This is a genomic window from Thermotoga neapolitana DSM 4359 (genome assembly GCF_000018945.1).
Lineage (GTDB): Bacteria > Thermotogota > Thermotogae > Thermotogales > Thermotogaceae > Thermotoga > Thermotoga neapolitana.
This window is the reverse complement of sequence record NC_011978.1, coordinates 1856420-1878547: the sequence shown is the minus strand read 5'-3', so window position 1 is coordinate 1878547 and position 22128 is coordinate 1856420. Positions and strand designations below refer to the sequence as shown.

General features: G+C 48.1%; 27 protein-coding genes. 17 read left to right on the top strand and 10 right to left on the bottom strand.

Annotation, left to right across the window (positions count from 1 at the left end; translation table 11 throughout):
• Nucleotides 1-13: 13 nt before the first annotated feature.
• A complete protein-coding gene (locus tag CTN_RS09615; RefSeq protein ID WP_015920343.1) occupies nt 14-559 on the bottom strand; it encodes a hypothetical protein in 546 nt (181 codons plus the stop codon).
• Nucleotides 560-594: 35 nt separating this feature from the next.
• On the bottom strand, nt 595-1035 hold the full coding sequence (locus tag CTN_RS09610) for a hypothetical protein (RefSeq protein WP_041843819.1): 441 nt from the start codon (nt 1033-1035) through the stop codon (nt 595-597).
• 292 nt (nt 1036-1327) lie between these two features.
• Between CTN_RS09610 and CTN_RS09605 the strand changes: the two genes are divergently transcribed.
• The 5 genes from CTN_RS09605 (at nt 1328) to CTN_RS09585 (ending at nt 4286) form a co-directional block, all read left to right on the top strand.
• The gene (locus tag CTN_RS09605; RefSeq protein ID WP_038068166.1) at nt 1328-1840 is read left to right on the top strand and encodes a rubrerythrin family protein; all 513 of its coding nucleotides are present in this window, start codon (nt 1328-1330) and stop codon (nt 1838-1840) included.
• 12 nt (nt 1841-1852) lie between these two features.
• Nucleotides 1853-2248 carry a class II SORL domain-containing protein gene (locus tag CTN_RS09600; protein WP_015920340.1) on the top strand — a complete coding sequence of 132 codons (396 nt, stop codon included), beginning with the start codon at nt 1853-1855 and terminating at the stop codon, nt 2246-2248.
• Nucleotides 2249-2257: 9 nt separating this feature from the next.
• The gene (gene rd / locus CTN_RS09595) at nt 2258-2419 is read left to right on the top strand and encodes a rubredoxin (protein WP_015920339.1); all 162 of its coding nucleotides are present in this window, start codon (nt 2258-2260) and stop codon (nt 2417-2419) included.
• 149 nt (nt 2420-2568) lie between these two features.
• Complete coding sequence (locus tag CTN_RS09590; protein ID WP_015920338.1) at nt 2569-3360, top strand: SAM hydrolase/SAM-dependent halogenase family protein; 792 nt, start codon at nt 2569-2571, stop codon at nt 3358-3360.
• Complete coding sequence (locus CTN_RS09585) at nt 3357-4286, top strand: hypothetical protein (RefSeq protein WP_231556124.1); 930 nt, start codon at nt 3357-3359, stop codon at nt 4284-4286. The genes CTN_RS09590 and CTN_RS09585 overlap by 4 nt, the downstream gene beginning before the upstream one ends.
• 7 nt (nt 4287-4293) lie before the next feature.
• Here the strand turns inward: CTN_RS09585 and CTN_RS09580 are convergent, their stop codons facing one another.
• Genes CTN_RS09580 through cysE form a run of 5 tightly spaced genes read right to left on the bottom strand, consistent with a single transcriptional unit; the run spans nt 4294 to nt 7951 of the window.
• Nucleotides 4294-4539, bottom strand: coding sequence for an acyl carrier protein (locus CTN_RS09580; protein WP_015920336.1), 246 nt, complete (start codon nt 4537-4539; stop codon nt 4294-4296).
• Between the two features lie 33 nt (nt 4540-4572).
• On the bottom strand, nt 4573-6135 hold the full coding sequence (locus CTN_RS09575) for an MBL fold metallo-hydrolase (protein ID WP_038068163.1): 1563 nt from the start codon (nt 6133-6135) through the stop codon (nt 4573-4575).
• Entirely contained in the window at nt 6074-6505 is a 432-nt protein-coding gene (locus tag CTN_RS09570; RefSeq protein ID WP_015920334.1) for a GIY-YIG nuclease family protein, read from the bottom strand. Before CTN_RS09570 ends, CTN_RS09575 begins: the two co-directional genes overlap by 62 nt.
• Nucleotides 6502-7377, bottom strand: coding sequence for a cysteine synthase A (cysK, locus tag CTN_RS09565; RefSeq protein WP_038068160.1), 876 nt, complete (start codon nt 7375-7377; stop codon nt 6502-6504). The genes CTN_RS09570 and cysK overlap by 4 nt, the downstream gene beginning before the upstream one ends.
• Nucleotides 7280-7951, bottom strand: coding sequence for a serine O-acetyltransferase (gene cysE, locus CTN_RS09560; RefSeq protein ID WP_015920332.1), 672 nt, complete (start codon nt 7949-7951; stop codon nt 7280-7282). The genes cysK and cysE overlap by 98 nt, the downstream gene beginning before the upstream one ends.
• Nucleotides 7952-8112: 161 nt before the next feature.
• On the opposite strand from cysE, the gene CTN_RS09555 reads away from it, so the two are divergent.
• Both CTN_RS09555 and CTN_RS09550 read left to right on the top strand, forming a co-directional pair.
• Nucleotides 8113-8874, top strand: a complete 762-nt coding sequence (locus tag CTN_RS09555) for a TatD family hydrolase (RefSeq protein WP_015920331.1) — start codon at nt 8113-8115, stop codon at nt 8872-8874.
• Between the two features lie 4 nt (nt 8875-8878).
• On the top strand, nt 8879-10012 hold the full coding sequence (locus CTN_RS09550; protein ID WP_015920330.1) for a DegT/DnrJ/EryC1/StrS family aminotransferase: 1134 nt from the start codon (nt 8879-8881) through the stop codon (nt 10010-10012).
• Here CTN_RS09550 and CTN_RS09545 read toward each other — a convergent pair.
• Nucleotides 10009-10605: a hypothetical protein gene (locus CTN_RS09545; RefSeq protein WP_038068157.1), complete on the bottom strand. Its 597-nt coding sequence runs from the start codon at nt 10603-10605 to the stop codon at nt 10009-10011. The genes CTN_RS09550 and CTN_RS09545 overlap by 4 nt on opposite strands.
• Nucleotides 10606-10638: 33 nt before the next feature.
• Complete coding sequence (locus tag CTN_RS09540) at nt 10639-11106, bottom strand: hypothetical protein (RefSeq protein WP_038068155.1); 468 nt, start codon at nt 11104-11106, stop codon at nt 10639-10641.
• Between the two features lie 86 nt (nt 11107-11192).
• Between CTN_RS09540 and CTN_RS09535 the strand changes: the two genes are divergently transcribed.
• Genes CTN_RS09535 through fliY form a run of 10 tightly spaced genes read left to right on the top strand, consistent with a single transcriptional unit; the run spans nt 11193 to nt 21355 of the window.
• Complete coding sequence (locus CTN_RS09535; protein WP_015920327.1) at nt 11193-12107, top strand: MotE family protein; 915 nt, start codon at nt 11193-11195, stop codon at nt 12105-12107.
• On the top strand, nt 12104-14002 hold the full coding sequence (gene fliK, locus CTN_RS09670) for a flagellar hook-length control protein FliK (RefSeq protein WP_015920326.1): 1899 nt from the start codon (nt 12104-12106) through the stop codon (nt 14000-14002). The genes CTN_RS09535 and fliK overlap by 4 nt, the downstream gene beginning before the upstream one ends.
• Entirely contained in the window at nt 13999-14670 is a 672-nt protein-coding gene (locus CTN_RS09525) for a flagellar hook assembly protein FlgD (RefSeq protein ID WP_015920325.1), read from the top strand. The genes fliK and CTN_RS09525 overlap by 4 nt, the downstream gene beginning before the upstream one ends.
• Nucleotides 14670-16946, top strand: coding sequence for a flagellar hook-basal body complex protein (locus CTN_RS09520; RefSeq protein WP_041437865.1), 2277 nt, complete (start codon nt 14670-14672; stop codon nt 16944-16946). The genes CTN_RS09525 and CTN_RS09520 overlap by 1 nt, the downstream gene beginning before the upstream one ends.
• Nucleotides 16947-16952: 6 nt before the next feature.
• Nucleotides 16953-17156 carry a flagellar FlbD family protein gene (locus CTN_RS09515; RefSeq protein WP_015920323.1) on the top strand — a complete coding sequence of 68 codons (204 nt, stop codon included), beginning with the start codon at nt 16953-16955 and terminating at the stop codon, nt 17154-17156.
• A 4-nt stretch (nt 17157-17160) separates the two neighbouring features.
• Complete coding sequence (locus tag CTN_RS09510) at nt 17161-17949, top strand: motility protein A (protein WP_038068153.1); 789 nt, start codon at nt 17161-17163, stop codon at nt 17947-17949.
• On the top strand, nt 17949-18812 hold the full coding sequence (locus CTN_RS09505) for an OmpA/MotB family protein (RefSeq protein ID WP_038068229.1): 864 nt from the start codon (nt 17949-17951) through the stop codon (nt 18810-18812). The genes CTN_RS09510 and CTN_RS09505 overlap by 1 nt, the downstream gene beginning before the upstream one ends.
• Before the next feature lie 9 nt (nt 18813-18821).
• A complete protein-coding gene (locus CTN_RS09500) occupies nt 18822-19328 on the top strand; it encodes a flagellar basal body-associated FliL family protein (protein ID WP_015920320.1) in 507 nt (168 codons plus the stop codon).
• A gap of 9 nt (nt 19329-19337) precedes the next feature.
• The gene (gene fliM / locus CTN_RS09495) at nt 19338-20324 is read left to right on the top strand and encodes a flagellar motor switch protein FliM (protein WP_015920319.1); all 987 of its coding nucleotides are present in this window, start codon (nt 19338-19340) and stop codon (nt 20322-20324) included.
• On the top strand, nt 20321-21355 hold the full coding sequence (fliY, locus tag CTN_RS09490; protein ID WP_015920318.1) for a flagellar motor switch phosphatase FliY: 1035 nt from the start codon (nt 20321-20323) through the stop codon (nt 21353-21355). The genes fliM and fliY overlap by 4 nt, the downstream gene beginning before the upstream one ends.
• Here the strand turns inward: fliY and CTN_RS09485 are convergent.
• Nucleotides 21345-22085, bottom strand: a complete 741-nt coding sequence (locus CTN_RS09485; RefSeq protein WP_038068151.1) for an MBL fold metallo-hydrolase — start codon at nt 22083-22085, stop codon at nt 21345-21347. The two genes, fliY and CTN_RS09485, sit on opposite strands and share 11 nt — an antisense overlap.
• Between the last annotated feature and the right edge of the window lie 43 nt (nt 22086-22128).

Here is a 22128-nt window from a genome sequence, read left to right as displayed (position 1 = left end):
CCCCCCTCCCCTCTCACTGTGACTGTGCGAAAGTCACCGTTGGATTGAAAACAATCTGATAGTTTAGCGTGTACGTGTCAGCCGGTACATCTTCGTTAGCACTGATTTTGAAACCAATCCCCAGTGACTGTCCAAGATCAGAGTCGGCATGATCTTCTATTGTTACTTCAGTACCAGGATCTACGAAGTCATCAGCAGGAAACCATGTGCCCGGATTCGGTTGCCATTCGTAGAATCTTACCTTGATTGTAAACTGTCCATCTTGAGGTTCAGGGTCGAGATCAACTAGCACAACTACACTCAAAGCCGCGTTTGTGTTGTAAACAATGAAGGAAGCTACGTAATCTACGGGTGGAAGATGTTCGTATTCCTGGTCATAATCGTAGATATCGAACTCGTTGTTCACCGTGTTGAGAGAGGAAATATCCAACCACTGGTGAACTCTGATGGTAGCCTCATCACTCAGTTCAACGTTCGAAAAATCTCCAGAATACTCGGCTCCTGCAAAAAGAAGGGGGACGGCGAGTGCCAGGACACAGAGAGCAATGACTTTCCTCATAACATCACCCCATTTCTTTTCGCTTGCTCACTCCATCAGAATGTAACGGTAGGATTGAGAGTTATTGTGACAGTTACAGTGTATTCGTCTGCTGGTGTGTTAGGATCGACTGTTGCATCTTCAAGGATGACATCGTAGTTTTGGTTGTCAGCATCTACAGCACCGTCTGGGTAAATAGAAGCATAAGAGATATAACCAGCCAGATCACCAAGATCAACCGATACGCTCACGTCCACATCTGCGTTGGAGTCAAGCCACAGATCACCAAGGTCGATGTCAATTGGTTCATCGTCTTCGTCGGTGTAATCGTAGATATCGAATTCTCCGGCAGTGAATTCTGCATCGAGCCACTGGTGCACTCTGATGGTAGCCTCCCCACTCAGTGTAACGTCCTCAAAATCTCCAGGATACTGGGCTCCTGCGAACATCACCACTCCGAACACCACCGCCAGCGCAAGAACGAGTAACCTCTTCATACCTGAACCCCTCCTCAAAGATTTTTTGGATTTTCCCAGAGACCCCGGGTATCTCCAGAATTCCACTCGCAGTATACCCACCATCCACTAAAACGAGTACTCAAAAATCTCTGAATCATCACTTAAATATCACTGAAATATCTCTAAATCGATTTAGGAAAGACACATTCAAACGCCTGAAATGGAAAAATGGAGCGAAAACAGATGTTAAAGTAAAAAATCAAAACCATTACAATTTATAATTATGTGGTAAAATGATTCTGGATCAACCAAGGTGTTGGGAGGTGGAAGGATGAGAGAGATGACGAAGAAGTTCCTCGAAGATGCCTTCGCGGGAGAAAGCATGGCCCACATGAAGTACCTGATCTTCGCAGACGAGGCAGAGCAGAGGGGATTGAAGAAACTTGCAAATCTCTTCAGGGCGATCGCCTACGCCGAGTTCGTCCACGCAAGGAACCACTACAGGGAACTCGGGAAGATCTACAGGGAAATGGCAGAGAACGTCCAGCAGTGTATCGATGGTGAGACCTTCGAGATCGAGGAGATGTACCCCGTCTACAACACGGTTGCCCAGTTCCAGCAGGAAAAGGGAGCAGAAAGAAGTACGAAGTTTGCCTGGGAGGCAGAAAAGATCCACGCGGAGATGTACAAGAAGGCAAAAGAACTCGTCGAAAAGGGAGAAGACTACCCCGCTGAGAAGGTTTACATCTGTCCTGTCTGTGGACACACCGTCGAGGGAGAGCCACCAGAGAAGTGCCCCGTCTGTGGTGCACCGAGGAGTGCCTACAGGGAGTTTTCAGTATGAAGGAGGGATAGCATGAAACTTTCTGATTTCATCAAAACGGAGGATTTCAAAAAGGAAAAGCACGTTCCGGTTATAGAGGCACCAGAGAAGGTGAAGAAGGGAGAAGCGGTTCAGATCACCGTCACCGTGGGAAAAGAAATCCCACATCCCAACACGACGGAGCACCACATCAGGTGGATCAAGGTCTTCTTCCAGCCAGACGGTGATCCCTACGTTTACGAGGTGGGAAGGTACGAGTTCAACGCGCATGGAGAGTCTGTTCAGGGGCCGAACACTGGTTTCGTCTACACGGAGCCCGTCGTCACGACCGTGTTAAAATTGAACAGATCGGGTACCATACTCGCGCTGTCTTTCTGCAACATACACGGTCTTTGGGAAAGTAGCAAAAAGATCACTGTCGAGGAGTGAGGTGAGTCCATGAAGAAGTACAGGTGCACACTCTGTGGTTACATCTACGATCCGGAGAAGGGGGATCCTGACAGCGGGATCGAACCCGGAACACCTTTCGAGGAACTGCCAGATGACTGGGTATGTCCACTCTGTGGAGCCTCGAAGGAAGACTTTGAACCTGTGGAGTGATCGGAGAAGTCTCACGGAGAAAGGGGAGGGAAAACCTCCCCTTTCTCTTTCCCCACGGCCCGGCGGGCTCGGGCGGGATACGAACGAATGATCACGCTATAATAATACCATAAAACAGTGAAACAATTCAAAAAAATGGAGGGGGAAATATGATCGGCTTTCTCACAGACTGGGGCCTGAAAAGCCACTACGTGGGAGTCGCAAAGGCGGTGATCAAGAGGATAAACCCATCCGCCGAGATCATAGACATCACGCACGAGATAGAACCCTTCAACGTGAGAAAGGCGTCCCATGTGCTCTATCGTGCGTCACTGGATTTTCCACCCTCCACGGTGTTCCTCGTTGTTGTCGACTACGGTGTGGGAACCGCAAGAAAAGCGATCGTCATGAAGACCAGGAACGATCTCTTCTTTGTTGCCCCTGATAACGGTGTTCTCACGGTTGTCGCAGAAGAGTACGGAGTGGCAGAGATCAGAGAAATAGAGAACAGAGAACTGTTCTACAAAAAAAGTCCTTCCTTCACCTTCCACGGGCGGGACATCTTCGCTCCCGTTGCGGCACACCTTGACATGGGTCTTCCGATGGAAAAGGTGGGAGAAAGGCTTCTCTCGTACGAGGCCTTGAAGATGAGAAAACCCACCCTGAAGGAAGACTGTGTGATCGGCGAGATTGCCGTTGTGGACACCTTCGGGAACGTCTCAACGAACATTCCCTTCGAGATGTTCATGAGCCTTGGAGTGGACTTCGACGACGTGGTGAGAGTGAAGGTTGGAAAGAAAGAGTACAGGGCGACCGTCACGAGGGCCTTCGGTGATGTGGAAAGAGGGGAACTCCTTGTTCACCCAGACAGCGCCGGCTTTCTTGAAGTGGCGGTGAACATGGGAGATGCAAGAGAAGTTCTCTCTGTGAAAGAAGGAGACGAGATAGAGATATGCAGATGAGGAAGGTACTCCTTGAAGCAAGAAACGACTTTTTTTTTCTTCTCAGAAGAAGAAACTGGAAGGAGAAGGATCTGAAGGTCTTAAAGGGGATCTTTCTTGGAAGGCTCTCCGAGGTGGATGTTCCGGTTGACATCTTCGAACTTGCCGTGAGAAAGGCGCTGAAGGGCGATCTTTCTTTTGCCTCGAAGATCCTGGGGGTCGATGAGGTGGACGTTCTTGAGATTCTCTTCTGGTACTCTCCAAAGAAGTTTCCTCTTCCTTCAGAAAAACTCAAAAGGATGCTGAAGACAAAAAACGTCGATGAGTTCATTCAGAAGGCGAATTCTCTCAGGATGAAACTCGGAAAGAGAGACTTCCTGGACCTTTACCTTCATCTGGAAGATGTCGACGAGGAAGAGGAAGAAAGTAAAGAGACGGATATTTTGAAGCACATCGAGGAACTCTCGCTTGAGGAGTTGAGTGAAGAGAAGGTGAAGGAGTTGAGAAGTTTCTACAGGATTTTGCCGGCTTCTGAGAAAAGCAGGATTGAATCTCTGAAGGTTCATCCTTACGTTGTTGCGGCCGTTGTGAGAAAACCTGTCTGTCCGATTGTTCTTGATGGGAGCAACCTCCTGTGGAGGGGGAACCTCTCTGTTTCGTACATTTACAGAATCTTTGAAAAGCTCTCCATCTTCGAAGATTTTTTCTTTCCCTACAGGATCGTCTTCGACAGGAACGCAGAGTTTGTTCTTCCCGTTTCAGAAAGGGAGAGGTTCAGGAGGTGGAAGGAATCACCGAACGTTTTCTTCGAGTCTCCTGCGGATCGTCTGATCGTGTCTCTTGCGATCTCCATGGGGGCGGTCGTTCTGAGTGGGGACAGGTTCAGAGAGTACGAACTTTCAGGAAGGATCAGACTGATCACACCGGAGGAGATAGAAAGGGGGTGAGGCGAGCTCACCCCAATTTCTTTTCGATGTAACTGACTATGTCGCCCACCGTCGAGATCTTCTCAAGGTCTGCATCGTCCACTTTCACACCGAACTCGCTTTCGAAGTCCATCACGAGATCGACAAGGTCGAGAGAGTCCGCTCCAAGATCGTCTATGAGTTTTGCCTCTTCCGTGACCTGTTCTTCGTCCACTCCTAGTTTCTCTGAGATTATGCTCTTCACTTTCGAAAGGATCTCCTCTCTGCTTGCCACCTTTCCACCTCCCTTTAGAAGTGTCAGAACAAATTATAGCACAATCACATCATTCAGAAGGACTCTCTCTTTCCAGCGTTCGACGAACCAGTTCGGGTTCAGCGTGTGAACGGGTACGATGTAGTCTGGTTTCAGATCGTTCAGGATCGCCTCGAGGCTTCTCGGTGAAACGTGGCCCGAGGCGTGGAACTCTTTTGTGAAGACCACACTTCCGTTTCGCTCCTTCAGGCCGAACGGTTTTATGTTGAAGTATCTGAGCCAGTTCATGAAGCGCCTTGCATCGATTTCCTGCTCTTCCGTGTAGGCCTCGCTGGTGGAGTGAATGTAGATGGCACCGTTCAAAACGTTCTCGTCGAGATCGAGGATGTGTGGAAAGTCCCAGTAGCCTGCAACCAGTGTGTACTCTCCGGGGGAGTAGTTTATCTCATTGGGAGGTATGAGGATACCCTCACTCTTTGCTTTGATGAGTGCCTCTTTTTCCAGGTTTATGTAGGTCAGTTTTCCGGGGTGATACACCCTGATGTGGCTTTTCTCTTCTTCGGAAAGTTTCCAGAGTGGCTCCACGCGTTCCATTTCGATGAGATAGGCGTAGTCTTTTGGCATGAGAACGAGTTTTCTGTTGTTTTCCATGCAGACTTTCAGGAAGGTGAAGAGCCTTTCGAGGTGTCTAACTGGGAAGTCAACGAGTATCAGGTTTTTTGTCTTTCTGAAGACCTTCGTTGCGTTTTCGTAGACGTCTTTTTCTGTGTTTTCCACGTTCTCTTCTCTTGCCAGTCTTGTTCCTTCGACGATGAGGACGATGGGGCGCTTGTCCTTCAGTTTTTCAAAAAACTGAAACGTTCGAAGAGAAAGTGATAGTCTCTTTTCGCCCAGTGTGTCCAGCCAGTAACGTTCTTCCTCTGGTGTCTCCGGGCCCGTTCTGAAGTCACCGGTGTAGGCGAGCCAGAACCCATCCACCTTCACCACAAGACCGGCTGCACCGATCACGGAGTGATAGACGGGCTCGACGAAGAGGTCGTCCTTCCAGAGAGTACTCATCTCAACCGTTCTGTAGTCATCGAGTTCTGTCTTTTCCGGAAAGGAGATGCACCTTTCAAGTTCCTCTGTGTCTTTCGATCTTCCGCTCACCGTGAGATCAGGTCTGATACCGTTTTCCACGTCTTTTTCTGATGCTTTTCTTCTCTTTTTTCCATCGAGCTGGATGAGAACGTTCGAGTTGGTTGTCTTCACACTTGCGTTCATCACAGCAAGAGTTTCACCAGTCATGAGAAGGGGGATCTTTTCATCTATGAGACCGACCATTCCGGTGTGGTCTGCGTGGGCGTGGCTCAGGAAAAGAAAGGAGTAATTCACCGGGTCTTCGAACTTTCCATCGAAGAGGTCTTCTCTGTAGATGTTCAGACGGGGAACCATGTTGAGTTTCAAAAGGTCGTGGAGGATCCTCCCTGTTCTTGGGTTCAGGAACTCTTCGAAGAACTCCCCCCATCTGGAGAAGTTGAGACCGAAATCGAGAAGGAAGGCGTCGTTTTCAGAGTCAACCACCCTGATCTTGTTTCCCCCGATGTTTCTGTGGCCGTCGAGTATCTCTATTCTCACGGAATCCCCCCAGAAGAGAAAAAAGTTCGACGGGATCAACACGAAAAAGACAGGTCTTCACATCAAGATCACTGGCACCGAAACCTTCTATGCCTTCAAAATATGATGATAACACACCCGCTATCTTTTCCTCCAGTCTTTTTCCGTGGAACATGACCAGTCCTGCGATCTTTGCATGATCAAGGAGGTGGTCTATGTGCCAGTGCTTTTTCTGAGGACCTAAGAAATAACGGGGGATCCTCTTTGAGAATCCCCCCATTGCAGATCCCACGTAGGCGTAGTAGCCCGGTTTCAGTTGTGAGGTTTTCTTTCCGTGTTTCAAAGTGACGCTTTTTTCGAGTTTCAGAAGCAGGATGTACGTTCCCTTCACAGGATGCTCAGATATCTTTCTGCGTGGTCGGGTGCGATGGTCACGACCCTTGCGTCTTTTCCGAGTTTCTGTGCCACTTTCAGTGCGGCGGCGACGTTCGCACCGGAGGAGACTCCCACAAGGAGACCCTCTTTTTTCGCAAGGTACCTCGCCATGTCGTAGGCTTCCTCGTCTTCGACGGTGATCACTTCATCTATCACAGACCTGTCGAGAATCTTCGGAACAAACCCAGCTCCTATTCCCTGTATGGCGTGCTTTCCGGGCTGTCCACCGGAGAGAACAGGGGATTTTGCCGGCTCAACGGCCACCACCTTCACTCTGTCTCCGAAAAAGGTCTTCAGGACCCTTCCAACACCGCTGATCGTTCCCCCTGTTCCCACGCCCGCAACGAAGGCATCTATCTGGTAATCCATCTGCCTCAGGATCTCGGGCCCCGTTGTGAACTGATGGGAATAGACGTTGTATGGGTTTTCGAACTGCTGAAGCATGTGTGCTCCCGTCTCCTGTGCGATCTCTTTTGCCTTCTCTATGGCCCCTTTCATTCCAAGGTCCCCAGGGGTGAGCACGAGTTCTGCTCCGAGCATCTTTAAAACCTTTCTTCTTTCCACACTCATCGTCTCTGGCATTGTGAGTATCACTCGATGACCCCTCTTTGCACCGATCATCGCTATGGCGATTCCCATGTTTCCGCTCGTTGGTTCCACTATTCCGTTTTTTAGAAGACCCCTTTTCTCTGCGTCGAGGATCATGAAGAGAGCGGGTCTGTCTTTAACGCTACCTCCTGGATTGTTTTTCTCCAGTTTCAAGAATATCCTCGAGTCCACCGAATCCAGTCTCACTATCGGAGTGTTCCCTATCAACCTCTCCATCATCGCACATATCCCTCCTCCATTTGACGATTTTCGCCGGAACACCTACAACGACCGCCCCATCCGGAACGTCTTCCAGAACAACGGCGTTTGCGCCAACGACGGCGTTGTTTCCCACCTTTATCGGGCCGAGGATCTTCGCCCCTGTTCCTATCATCACGTTCTCACCGATGTCGGGATGGCGCTTTCCACCACAGGGCTTTTTCGTTCCCAGCGTTACTCCGTGGTAGATGAGAGTACCTCTCCCCACCGTTGCGGTGCTCCCTATGACCACCCCAATTCCATGGTCTATCACCACACCTGGGGCGATCTGAGCGGCGGGATGAATGTCCATGGAAAACACCACACGTACGAAGTAGTAGATGATGTAGGCAAGGATCTTCAGTCTCCACCTGTAAAAGAAATGAGCGAACCTGTACCACATAAGACCCTGGAAGGAAGCGTAGAAGAAGAACACCTGGAGTTTACTCTCTGCGGCGGGATCGAGTTTGAGGTACATCTCAAGATCCTCTGAGATGTGCCTGAAAGTGTTTACAAAATCTTTGAAGAACTCACCCACCTTCCTGAACAGCCGCATCCCGATGCCATATCCACCACCTCCAGATCTGTTTGTTCACACAAATTATACCAGCCTAATTGTTAAGAACAGAGAAACCTTTCCATCACAAAAAGGTGAAGGCGTTCACTTTATCACAAAAATTCCTGGTAGTATATTAACACGTGGGGAGGTTGATTTCAATGGTGGATACACACACGCACCTTCATTTCCATCAGTTTGACAGCGACAGAGAGAGGATCATCGCAGGGTTCGAAGAAGATGGAATCGACTTTGTTGTGAACGTGGGAGTGGATCTGGAGGATTCAAAAAAAAGCCTTGAAGTTGCAAAACTCAGCGACAGGATCTTCTGTTCGGTGGGGATTCATCCACACGAAGCAAAGAGTGTACCGGAAAATTTTGCAGAGAGACTGAAGGAACTTGCAGAAAGTGAAAAGGTCGTTGCCATCGGAGAGACGGGCCTTGACTTTTTCAGAAACATCTCTCCTCCAGAGGACCAGAGGAGGGTTTTCATCGAGCAGATAGAACTTGCACGGATGCTCGATCTTCCCCTCATCGTCCACGTGAGAGAAGCGTACGAGGAGGCCTACAGGATACTCTCAGGTGAAAAGCTTCCAGAAAAAAGAGGAGTGATCCACGCTTTTTCTTCGAACTACGAGTGGGCAAAGAGGTTCGTCGACCTGGGATTTTTTCTTGGAATAGGAGGGCCTGTGACTTATCCGAAGAACGATTCCCTGAGGGAAGTGGTGAGGAAGGTGGGTCTTGAACACATCGTTCTGGAGACGGACTGTCCTTTCCTTCCACCTCAGCCGTTCAGGGGAAAAAGAAACGAGCCGAAGTATCTTAGGTACGTGATAGAGACGATCGCGAACGTGCTGAACACGTCCTGTACGGTTGTGGAAGAAAGAACAACTGAGAACGCCATCAGGCTCTTCAAGGGGTGAGAGGATGATTCCACTTTTTGATCTCACAAGACAGTACATGAAGATAAGAGGGGAGATCCTGGACGCGATAGACAGGGTGATCGCATCAGGCAGGGTGATACTGGGAGAGAACGTGGAAAAACTCGAGAAAGAAGTGGCAGAGTTTGTCGGAGTGAAACACGGAATAGGTGTTGCAAGTGGAAGCGATGCACTACTCATCGCGCTGCAGGCGATGGGAGTGGAAAAAGGTGATGTGGTGGTCACAACACCTTACACGTTCTTTGCCACAGCGAGTGCCCCCTACAGGCTCGGTGCCAGGGTGGTCTTCGTCGATGTGGAAGAGAGCACGTTCAACATGGACCTGAACCATCTAGAACACGTGTTGAGAAAAGAGAAAGTGAAGGCGGTCGTAGTCGTTCACCTCTTTGGAAGAACGATGGATCTTGAGGCACTGAGTTTCCTGAGGGAAAAATACGGTGTGATGGTTCTCGAAGATTGCGCCCAGTCCTTTGGATCAGAGTGGAAGTTCGAAAACGGCAAGGTAAAAAAGAGTGGTTCTGTCGGTGATGCGGCGATCTTTTCCTTCTTTCCCACCAAGAACCTGGGAACCTACGGCGATGGCGGAATGATCGTGACAGACAGCGATCAGATCGCAGAAGAGTGCAGAACGTTGAGGGTGCACGGTGCAAGAAAGAAGTACTTCCACGAGAAGGTGGGATACAACTCAAGGCTCGATGAGATCCACGCTGCGATCCTGAGGGTGAAACTCAGATACCTTGAAAGGTGGACAGAGGAAAGATTGAGAGTGGCGAGAACTTATCAAAGACTGTTTGAAGAAAGAAACCTTCCAGTGATCTATCCAAGGGTGGAGGAGAAGGGTTTCAGGTACCACGTGTTCCACCAGTACGTCGTTCTGTTTGAAAACGAAGAAACAAGAGACAGGGTGAAGAATGGTCTCTCAGAAAGAGGAATCCAGACGGCCATTTATTATCCACTTCCTCTTCACCTTCAGAGGTGTTTCGGTGACCTTGGTTACAAAGAGGGAGATTTCCCTGTGACAGAATCACTTTCGAAGAGAAGTCTTGCCCTTCCCATGTTTCCAGAACTCAGCGATGAAGAGATAGAAGAGGTTGTCAGAACGATGGAGCTGTTCATCTAGGCGAGGTCCTTCACCACCCTGAGTGTGGCCTTTGCAACGGCTTTCAGAAAGTCTCCTTCAAGTGGAGCAACCCCCACTTCTGCCCTCTCTTTTTCGTCGTCCTGAACAGTGAGATGAACCAGGACGAACTCCTTTCCAGCAAGGAAGACCCTCTGAACGTCGTCCACTGAAACGGGAGAATCGATGTTGAAGGCCTCTATGACCGCTTCCCCAACGAGTCTTGGAAGGTTCGTTGAGGTGCCCGCTCCGACGGATTCACCGACCAGTTCTTCATCTTCGAAGAGATTGTTTATTGTGACCCTCACCTGCTTTTTTCTGTCAAGGCTTTTCACCTCGATGGATGAGATCTCGTAGGACTGAGAAGGAGAGACCCTCCCCTGACTGAGCTGGGCCACGCTGATGATCCTTCTGTCCAGTTTCATTCCAAGAGATGCGAGTGCTACAGTCTCGATGTCCCGCACTATCTGCTTTGGATTTCTGGAAGGATCTGCTATGACGTGGATCTCTCTTGGCTGGCCGTCTTCTTCTATCACCTTCACAGAAATGACACCGGAAATCTTCGATATGACATCTTCCAGAGTCTTCGCACTCATCGAAATACCCCCCACTCGATGCGTTCTTACCTACTATTGTACTATACCCGACAGGGCATCTATCACGGAAGAGATCACCGAACTCAAAAAATCTTTCTCCAGAAGGGAAATTCCTATTTTCCATCTTTCTTTCCCATCTCTGAAGAAGGTAACGTGTACGAAGACGAACTCTTTTCCGGCAAGAGAAACGGTTCTTATGTCGTCTATTGAGATGTCCTCTTCGATGTTGAAGGCATCCACCACCGCCTCTCCAACGAGTTTTGGAAGATTCTTCTCCGTTCCTGCTCCCTCGCTCCTTCCTGAGATCTTCTCTCCATCAGAACTCTTCAGCACGATCTCCACATGGTACTTCTTTCCGCGAGACTCTATTTTGAAACTATCAAGATAAAAAGATTTTTCGACTCTCTGAGAAGTCGAAAAATCCCTCGAAAAGATCTTCAGTGAGCTTTGATCGATGTAAACGACTTCTCCGCTTCTTTTTATGACAGGAATTTTCCCCACATTCACGCCCCCCAGTCTATTCTATCATCTCGTAGGAAAACGTCGAGTTTCCATAGAAGTATGGAATCGAGGGAGGTAGATGCACTTTGCCTGGAAAAAGAAAAGGTTTTTTTGTAGCGTTTCTTGTAACGCTTCTTGTTCTCATAATTCTTTTTATGTACGGCTACATCTCTTTTGAGATCAACAGGATGTACGGTGGGAGGATGTCTCCTTTCGAAGACTGGAGGAGTTACATTGCCTTTCTTGCCTCCAAGGTTCCCTTTTTGAAGGACAGGATCACCTATCAGCCGCTCAGGGCAGAAAGCCCTGCCGAATATTACTCCAGGATCTACCAGCGGTACATAGAGATCTACACGCAGAAGATAGAGGAACTCACCAGAAAAGGAAAGGAAATAGAAGAGAAGATGAAGGTGATGGAGACTCAAAAATCCGTTGTCGATAAAATGCTTGAGGAGGTTCAATCCCTGAAGAGCCAGCTGATCGAAGAGAAGAACAGATTGGAGTCTTACAAAAAGCAGGTAGACGAGCTTGTAAACGTGCTTTTGAACACAGATCCAAGAAATCTTGCAAGCGCTCTGAACAACGTGGATGACAAAACGCTTGCGGTGATATTCAAAAGAACAGATCCCACCTACGCCGGTGAATTTCTGGAGGCCCTCTCAGGTGTGAATCCCCAGAAGGCCGCCAGGGTGATGGAGATGATGGTCGGGGTGGACAACACCATAGAAAGACTGGAATCTCTCATGGAGCAGGCGAAGAGTTCGATAGAGGAGATGACGAAAAAAGAGGCGCAGTTGTTCTCAAGGGAGACGTACCTGAAGGTTGTGGCGGACGCTCTGAACAATGTTTCACCCGATGTGGCCGTTGAGTTTTTGAAGAAAGAAAACGTGGATCCTGAAACTCTGAGGATCATCCTTTCCATGATGGACAGGGAACGTGCTTCCGCTCTGGTTCAGTACATTGTACAGAACGCGATGGAACTTCTGGAGGAGAAAGAATGAGGATAACACTTCTGAAAGAGGGCCTTCTCAATTTGATGAGAACACTTCAAAAGGAAAAGAAAGGAAAATTTCTATCGGTTCTTCTCGACGAGAAGAAGATACTCACTGAGAAGAAAGAAGTTCAAAAAGAAGTTCAATCAAAACCTTTCGTTTTTACTGAAGAAGGGAAGAAGCAACAGAAAGGAGAAGAAGCGAACGTTCTGCTTTCTCGTTACTCTGTGCTTTTCGATCACATCCGTAATTACAGGGCGAAAGCATCTGAAAAGGACAAACCAGATACGTCCTTCACAGATGTGGAAATTCCTGAAGATACGAAAAAAATCTCAGAAATCGAGCGTGATCTCACGGGTTATCCAGAGGATGGAATCTCTCTTTTCGATGATGGAACTCATATATCTGTTTCTCTGAAAAAAACAATGGACAGCAACATGAGAGTTAACGAGAACAGGATGGCTCGTGTATTTGTATCTTCAAAGAAAATTCCTGCTGATATTAAAAGCCTTCTCGATACGAAAATCCCCGCTGATTCTGTTTCGACGGAAAAAGATGTGAGATCCAAGGAGAATGCTCTTCCCAGAAATGTTGAACCTGAAGATGTTCTGCTGTCAGAAAAAAGGGGTTCTTATCTTCCTCTCAAAAACGATCTCAGTCAGAAGAATATCTCGGTAGCAAAAGAGATCAAAGAAATTAGAACAACAGGTAGTGAAGGTATGATGGGAAGGAAAGAGCATAATGTTCAGGCTCAGGGACCAGTAAATTTCAAGCGCGTTTCTGATGCGAGCACTTCACGAAATGATTCAATAATCGGAAAAACTGTACCAGTAAGGATGATTTCAGAAAAAGAGAGAACGGAAAAAAATTCCTCACACGTTTCAAACGAGAGCCTGCCAGACGGTAGAAAGCTTCAGGACAAAACCGTACAGAGCGTTGAACATGTTTTAAAGATCTCTCCTGAGAATGTGGAAACCGCTTCGAAAGAAAGTGCCTACCCTGTTTCTGAAAGAACGTTCATACCTGTAAAGGAAAAAACAACCGTTGGGCCCAGAGCAGAAACGATCTCAGGGGAAATTCCTGTAGATCAGAAAGAAAGCGTGGTTCAGGAAACACCCCAGCAAGATGGCATTTTGAAACAGAAGCCATCGGAAACAGAAGTGACACACGTGAAGGAAGAAAAGATCATCACCAGTTTGACAGAAACTGGAAAAGATATCAGCACGCTTGAGATAAAAATTGGAGGCAATGAAAAACAGCCTTCCAGTGAACACGTTGAATTCAAAAGGTCTTCAATTCAGGGAAAAAGCGAGGTTGTGAAGGAACCGTCAGGTGGTGAAACATCGAAGGAAAAAGACTTCTCAGGGAACGAACTGAAAAGAGATCTGAAGGAGATATCTTTGAAATACGAAGAAAAAGGAAAACTGATGAGTTTTAGAGAATTAACAGATGGAAGAGTCCAGGAGATGATCACACGTGAGAGGGCAAAAAGCGCTTATCCGTTGAGAGAAGTAAAAGGGACGGATCTTCAGAGTGTACCGAGGATAGTGGAAAAGATGTACGTTCAAAAGCAGGAAAGAGCAACGATAGACCTGGAACCCCCAAGACTTGGAAAACTGGAGATCACCATCACAAAGGAAAACAACGACCTGAAGATCGTGTTCAGGGTGCAATCAGAGGAAGCAAAGCACGTTCTTGAGCATGAGATACCCAAACTGGTGGATCGATTCAACGAGAAAGGCCTGAACGCTCAGGTCTACGTTGAAAGAGAAGAAGATGACTATCTTTACCAGGAAAACAACGAAGGGAGTGCGAAAGAGGGTCGACGAGAACAAAAAAATGGAGGAAGACACAGTGGTGAGAAAGTTTCCTTTGAGGAATTCATCGAGGGGGTGAAGACATGATATACGATCTTGGAAACATCTATTACTCGACGCTTCAGGGTGTGAGAACAAATTACACTGCCAGCAAAACACTCGATAAAGATGCTTTTCTCAGACTTCTCCTTCAAGAACTGGAGATGCAGGATCCTCTGGAACCCATGGAGACAAAGGACATGATCTCGCAACTGTCGCAACTGACCAGTCTGGAACAGATCACAAACCTCACGAGTGCTGTGAAAGACTTTGTTGAGGCGCAAACGAGCGTGAATCCCGCTCAACTTGCGTCTCTGATAGGAAAATACGTCGTGGTGAAGAACAACGAGGTGAATCTGAAAGACGGAGAAGCAGACAGCATCATATTCAATCTTGACGAGGATGCAAACGTTGTGATTCAGATCCTGGATGAAAACGGTAACCTGGTGAGAACAGAAGACCTGGGAAGTGTTGAAGCGGGTGTACACGGCTGGCAGTGGGACGGCAGGGACGATAACGGTGTCAGTGTGGAAGACGGGACTTACACTTACCATGTGTACAAAGTCACCTCGAGTGGGCTTGAGGAGATAGGCGGTATGGAAGGTGGTCTGGTTGAGGCTGTTCAGATAAAAAACGGTGAAGGTTTCGTTCTGGTGAACGGTTCGCTCTATCCCGTTGATTCCATTCTGGAGATCTCCCAGGAGGGTGATGCGTGATGATGAGGTCTCTCTACAGCGGTATCACAGGGCTCAAGAACTTCCAGGTTGCAATGGATGTTGTAGGAAACAACATCTCCAACGTGAACACGGTGGGGTTTAAGGCTTCGAGGGTGAACTTCGAGACGATGCTTGCCCAGACGATCAAGGCGGGCAGAGCTCCACAGGAAAGCGTAGGAGGAACCAATCCCATGCAGATCGGCCTTGGATCCCAGGTGGCAAGCATCGACAAGATCATGACGCAGGGGTCTTTCCAGAACACGGGTGTGAAAACAGACCTTGCCATACAGGGCGATGGCTTCTTCATCGTATCCGATGGTAACGCCTACTATTACACGAGGGCGGGGGCATTCACACTGGACAGCAATGGAAATCTGATTCAGACATCAACGGGTTACAAGGTTCAGGGATGGACGGCCGTTCAGGATCCCGAAACGGGCGAAAGGTACATAGACACCAACAGACCGATCGGAGATCTTGTTATCAGTGCAGGAATGACGATGCCCGCAAAGAAAACGTCGAACGTGAGATTTGAAGGAAATCTCAACTCCAACGTGGGACCTGGCTCTTTCACCATCACCCTGACGGACGACAGCGGAGTTGATCACGACGTTCGGGTGTGGTTCGAAAAGACAGCCGGAGACCTTGGAACAGACCCTTTCAGTTCCTCTCAAAGGTACACGATGAGAATCGATGTTAACAACGATGGAACGGCGGACGTGAGTGGTTATGCGGTGTTCAACGAGTTTGGAAGGGTGGAAGAGGCGGGGATATATGCTGATTCTCAAACTATAACAGCCAATGGAAGCATCACGGGGAGCACGTCACTTTCAGATGGCACTTACCAGGCGGTAGTTTTAGACAACTCTGGGAATGTGGTCTACAATGGTACAGTGGATGTTTCAAATGGTAGTTACACAATCTCTGATCCCAATATTGTCGGTGGTAATGATTACACCGTAATGCTTAATTCTGATTACCAAACTGTGACAGCCAACACTGATAGCAGCCTTTCGGGAACCACCACACTTTCAGATGGAAACTACAATGCGACAGTTCTGGATTCTTCTGGAAATGTTATTTACAGTGGTACGGTAGATGTTTCAGGTGGCAATTTCACAATTTCCGATTCTGACATAACTTCCGGGAACGATTACACGGTGATTCTTTATTCTGAATCTCAGACCACAACAGCCAACGGAATCATCGAAGGGACCACCACACTTTCTGATGGAAACTATCAGGTGATAGTTAGAGACTCTTCTGGGAATGAAGTCTACAACGGAACGACCACAGTTTCAAATGGTAGTTTCACAATTTCCGATTCTGACATAACTTCCGGGAACGATTACACAGTAACGTTTTTATCATCATCTCTCACAATAGCCCCTGGTGCTGAACTCGTCATACCCACCTCTGGCGAGCCCAGGTTCTACGAGGCAGACAATCCAACGAACTTCGTTCAGGTCGACTACACCTCTCCAAGGTACACCACTGCCGTTCAGGTTTACGACTCTCTTGGAAATGAATACACTGTGTACTATGAGTTCATCAGACTCGGGAACACAACCATAGGATCTGAATCTTTCAAGAACGCGTGGATCTGGAGGGCGTACACAGCAAGCGGAGAACCCGTGACTCTTGTGGACGAAAACGGAAGCACAGGTGTGGGCGGAAATAATTACATAGCAGGTCTTGTGGAGTTCGACGAGTCCGGAAGACCTGTTCAGTACAGAGGACTTTACTACGATTCTGGTTCTTCTTCCTACGCGCTTAGCAGCGATGAACTTCGAACGATCCAGTTCGACACAGGTCAGAATGGTGACGGTGTAGTCACAATAACAGCGGATCTTTCCGGAATCACCCAGTTCTCCGGTGACAGCACCGTGAACATCCCGTGGCAGGACGGAAACCCCATGGGTGTTCTGGAGTCGTTCGCCATAAACGAGCAGGGAGAGATCATTGGAACATTTAGCAACGGATTAACAGACGTTCTTGGACAGATCGCCCTTGCGGTGTTCAACAATCCAGCAGGTTTGATGGAAGTGGGAAATTCCCTGTACGCTGTGTCTTCCAACAGTGGGGTTCCCAAAATAGGAGCACCTGGAAGTGGTGGAAGGGGTACTCTGATTCCCGGGGCCCTTGAGATGTCCAACGTGGACCTTGCAGAAGAATTCACCAAGATGATCGTTGCCCAGAGAGGGTTCCAGGCGAACGCACGCGTCATCACCACGGCGGATCAGATTCTAAACGAACTTGTGAACATCAAGAGATGATGAGAAATGATCAGGCTCACAAAGATCGATGGTAAGTGGTTTGTTCTGAACGCCGATCTCATAGAAACCATCGAAGCACTGCCCGATACAACGATCACCCTTGTGAACGGTAGAAAGTACATCGTGAAAGAGCCCGTGGAAGAGGTTGTCCGGAGGGTGATAGAATACAAGAGAAAGATCTTCAACTGGTGGAAAGAGCAGGGCAGGTGATCCCATGGATCTTGCAACCCTGATGGGGCTGGCTCTTGTGATAGCGGCTCTCTTCATAGGAATCGCAACGGGTGGAGGAGATTTTGCGGCCTTCATAAACATACCTTCACTCTTCATAACCGTCGTTGGCTCCATAGCGGCTACAATGGTGGCACATCCAAAAGACAGGGCTTTCAGAATCATAAACATCATGTTCTCCACACTTAGGGAACCAAAAATAGATCACACTTCACTCATACAGACGATGGTTTCCTTCTCAGAGAAGGCACGAAGAGAAGGACTTCTTTCTCTGGAGGAAAACCTCGAAAGCATCGAAGATCCGTTCATGAAAAAGGCGCTTCAACTCGTGGTCGATGGAACAGATCCTGATCTTTTGAAAAACATGATGGAGACAGAACTTGAACTCTTTGAAGAAGAACTGGACGGAGAAAGGGCGGTTTTGGAATCTGCCGGTGCGTACGCTCCGGCGTTCGGTATGATAGGAACGCTCATAGGACTCATTCAGATGTTGAAATCTTTGAACAACCCGGAAACTCTGGGGCCGTCAATGGCAGTGGCGCTCATAACGACACTCTACGGTGCTATTCTGGCAAACGGTGTGTTTCTCCCCATGGCGGAGAAGATAAAAAAGAGAAGAGACATTCTCGTCATGGAAAAGAGAATGATTCTGGAGGCGGTTCTTTCGATTCAGGCAGGAGAAAACCCCAGGATACTGGAGGAGAAACTGAAGTCCTTCTTGCCTGAGAAAGAAAAAAGAGCCTATGAGGCTGCCTCTCAGGAGGCTGCTGCGTGATGGCAAAGAAACAGGAAGAACAGAAGGGATCACCTCAGTGGATGACCACCTATTCGGACATGGTGACACTGTTGCTCACGTTCTTTGTGGCCCTTATCTCCATGTCCACCATCAGTCCCGGTAAGTTCCAGCAGGTGGCGGTGGGACTCAGAATTGCTTTAAGTGGGCAACCACCGAGTGTTTTGATGGGAGGAAGGAGCATAAACGAAGAACCCCTTATCACCTCGAAAAGAGGAATATATCAAGAACTCATGAGATTGTCCGAAGAATACAAAGGGAAGATCACGGTGGAAGAAAGAGACGAAGGAACCCTCATAATTTTGAAGGACATGGTATTCTTCGAGACAGGAAGCGCTAAACTCACGGCTGAAGCGAAGGACCTTCTGGCAAAGGTGGGACAGATCGTCATAGAACACACCACGAACGTGCTGGAGGTTTTCGGTTACACAGACGACAGGCCAGTTCTTCCAAATTCTATTTACGTTTCCAACTGGCATCTTTCGAGTGCAAGAGCGGCGAGTGTGGTGAATTTCTTCCTGACGGAACTGAAGGAAAAGAGAATGATCGAAAGGGCTGCCGATATCAAACTTGGTCGATTCAACATAGACTTCTTCTACAACCCCGATAGATTCTATCCGATAGGTCTTGGGGACAGGGAGATAAAGAAGAAGATAAAAGACCTTGAAAACGAGATAAACGCAGAAAAAGCCCTGCTCAACGAAAGACTCAGAAACGGCGAGATCACCCGTTCTGAGTGGGAAGCGAAGATGAAAGAACTGGAGGAAAGATACCAGCAGGAACTGGAAAGACTGAGAAGAGAGTTCAGAAGAATAGACATCCTCATAAAGAGAGAGAGGGTGTGAGGTGAGAAGATGGCAGAAGAAGAAAGAAGAGAGGAAGAACCAAGACGCCGGGGAGTCTCGTCACTGATCATGAGTATCGTGATACCGCTCATCGTATCACTCGCTGTGTACTTTTTACTTCCCATGTTTCTTGGGACAAATCAGGGTGGACAGAGTGAGAGCACACCCTCGACTCCGGTCGAGATAAAGGCAGTTCTCATCCAGCCAGGTGAGAACAAGACGTTCCTTTTGAAGGGTGGAAGGGATGTTGTTGTGATAGATTCTCTTTCCTTCACCGTTGGTAGCGACACGTGCAGGGCAGCCATCGCGGAGAAAGAAGATGAGATCATGGATGCCCTCATGATGATTTTTCTGAGCAAGGAAAAGAGTGAACTGAGCACGGTTCCGGGCCTTGAACTTCTGAAGAGACAGATAAGGGAGGCGGTCAACACCATCACCGGCTTCGTCGGTGACAGAGAGAAATACGGTGTTCTGAACGTTTATCTTTATATAAAGGCCTTTGCGACCACCGAGTGAGGTGGTAACATGTCGGATGTTCTCAGTCAGGAAGAGATAAACCAGTTGATCGAAGCGTTGATGAAAGGAGAGCTAAAAGAAGAGGACCTTCTGAAGGAAGAAGGGGAAAAGAAGGTCAAGCCTTACGATTTCAAAAGGCCGAGCAAGTTTTCTAAAGAGCAACTTCGAACATTTCAGATGATACATGAGAACTTTGGAAGAGCGCTTTCAACGTACCTTTCTGGAAGGTTGAGAACGTTCGTTGACGTAGAGATCAGCATCGACCAGCTCACTTATGAAGAATTCATAAGGTCTGTAATGATTCCTTCCTTCATCGTCATCTTCACGGGTGACGTGTTCGAGGGTAGTGCCATATTCGAGATGAGGCTCGATCTTTTCTACACCATACTGGATATCATCATGGGAGGCCCTGGAGACAATCCTCCAAACAGAACCCCTACGGACATTGAAACCTCCATAATGAGGAGAGAGGTAACCAACATTCTTACGCTTCTTGCTCAGGCATGGAGCGATTTTCAGTATTTCATTCCTTCGATAGAAAACATCGAAACCAACCCACAGTTCGTCCAGATCGTCCCCCCAAACGAGATAGTGCTTCTTGTGACCGCCTCTGTTTCCTGGGGAGAGTTCACGAGTTTCATCAACGTGTGCTGGCCTTTTTCTCTTCTGGAACCTTTCCTTGAAAAACTTTCCAACAGGTTCTGGATGATGGGCAGAAAGCCAGAAAGGATCGAAGAAAGAGTTGAAGAACTCAAGGTGGCTTCTCAAAGTGTTCCACTGACGGTGCAGGCGGTGATAGGGGAAGCCTGGCTGACTCTGAGGGAAGTGCTGAATCTTCAGGAAGGCGATGTGATAAGGCTCAACACACATTACAAAGACGAGATAAGAATCGATGTGGAAGGAAAGCCCAAGTTCAGGGGAATTCCTGGAAAGTACAAGGGAAAGTACGCTGTGAAGATCACCGGCGAGTACACTAATGGGGGTGAAGAGGAATGACGGAGAATGAATTCCTTTCCCAGGAAGAGATAGATAAACTGCTCGGTGGAGAAGCAGAGGGTGTTCTCACACCAGAAGAAAAGGACATGATCGGCGAGATTGGAAACATCGCTATGGGAAGTGCCGCAACAACGCTCTCTATGATCCTGGGAAGAAACGTCAACATCACCGTTCCAATGGTTCGCGAGGAAAAGATGAAGAACGTGAAAAGCGACTTCAATGGTGAGAAAGTAGTTGTAACTGTGGAATACACGGAAGGATTGAAGGGACTGAACGTTCTGGTTCTGGAAAAAAGCCTGGTAGCCGCGATCGTCGATCTCATGATGGGTGGAAGTGGAGAGGTGGAAAGTGAAGAACTGGATGAGATCAAACTCAGTGCCATAGGAGAGGCCATGAATCAGATGATGGGAAGTGCCGCAACTTCTCTTTCGGAACTTCTGGGAATAACCGTGAACATCTCCCCACCAAAGGTTGAAATTCTGAACTTCGACGATCCCAGCACGAAATTTCCACCGGTTGTGGACGATCCAGAAAAGGATGTTGCCGTTGTGGAGTTCGAGATCGAGATAGAAGGGCTTCCAAAATCCAAATTCTACCAGGTGATCGGAGCAGATCTTGTCAAGAAGATGTACGAGTACTTCACCAGAGCACATAAAGAAGAGGCTGAAGAAAAGAAAGAGGAAAAGAAGGAAGAAAAGAAAGTGAAGGTCGAACCGGTGGAGTTTTCGGAGTTGAAGCCATCCGGAACGGCTAAAACGGAGATTCCTCAGGACAAACTCGAGTTGTTGCTTGACGTTCCTTTAAAGGTGACAGTGGAACTTGGAAGGACAAGGATGACACTGAAGCGTGTTCTGGAGATGATACCAGGCTCAATCATAGAACTCGATAAACTCACCGGCGAGCCGGTGGACATTCTCGTTAACGGAAAACTCATAGCCCGTGGAGAGGTCGTTGTGATAGACGAGAACTTCGGTGTGAGGGTGACGGAGATTGTGAGTCCCAAGGAAAGGCTGGAACTTCTCAACGAATGATGTTTTCAATTCCCCATTCCAGAAGTTCAGGGTGTTCGCGTGAGAGGAAGTTCGGATCTCTCAGTAGTTCTGAATGAGGGATGTTTCCTTTCTTGAGACGGAGTATCTTTGCGATGTAGTCTTTCATCTCTTTCACATCCTGGAGCGTTCCCACCCTTCCATGTCCTGGGACACAGTAATGAGCACCTGTTTTTTCTATCTCCTCAAGTGCCGATATCCACATCGACAGGTCACTGTCTGTGACTATTTCGGCGTGAATTCCGGTGGTGAGCAGATCCCCGCACACAACGATCTTTTCGTTTTTCAGGATGAAAATGGAGGAATCGGGTGTGTGACCGCCCAGGTGAACGGCCTCCACGGTGATGTCTCCAAATCTGTAAAGTCCTCTGTCGCTGAACGTTTCCGATGGAAGTTTTATGGACACTTTCACACCGATTCTTTCCATGTATTCTTCATCCATCTTGCTCAGGGACTCTTTGGTCAGAGAGTGAGCAATTATCCTTCCAAAGATTTCGTTTCCGAAGGTGTGATCCGGGTGGTAGTGGGTGTTGAAGACGGCGACGATCTCCTTCTTCAACATCTCCCGTGCGAACTCTTCGATCTTTCTTGCTTTTTCTGGAAAAAGAGTTGTGTCGATGAGAATGCACACTTTTTTTCCACACACGAGGACGCTGTTTGAAGAAATTCCAGTGCCTATCACGAAAACGCTGTCTGAGAGGTTCGTTATCATCCTTTCACCTCGTGTAGTATAATTCTCCAAGAGTATTCTTCTA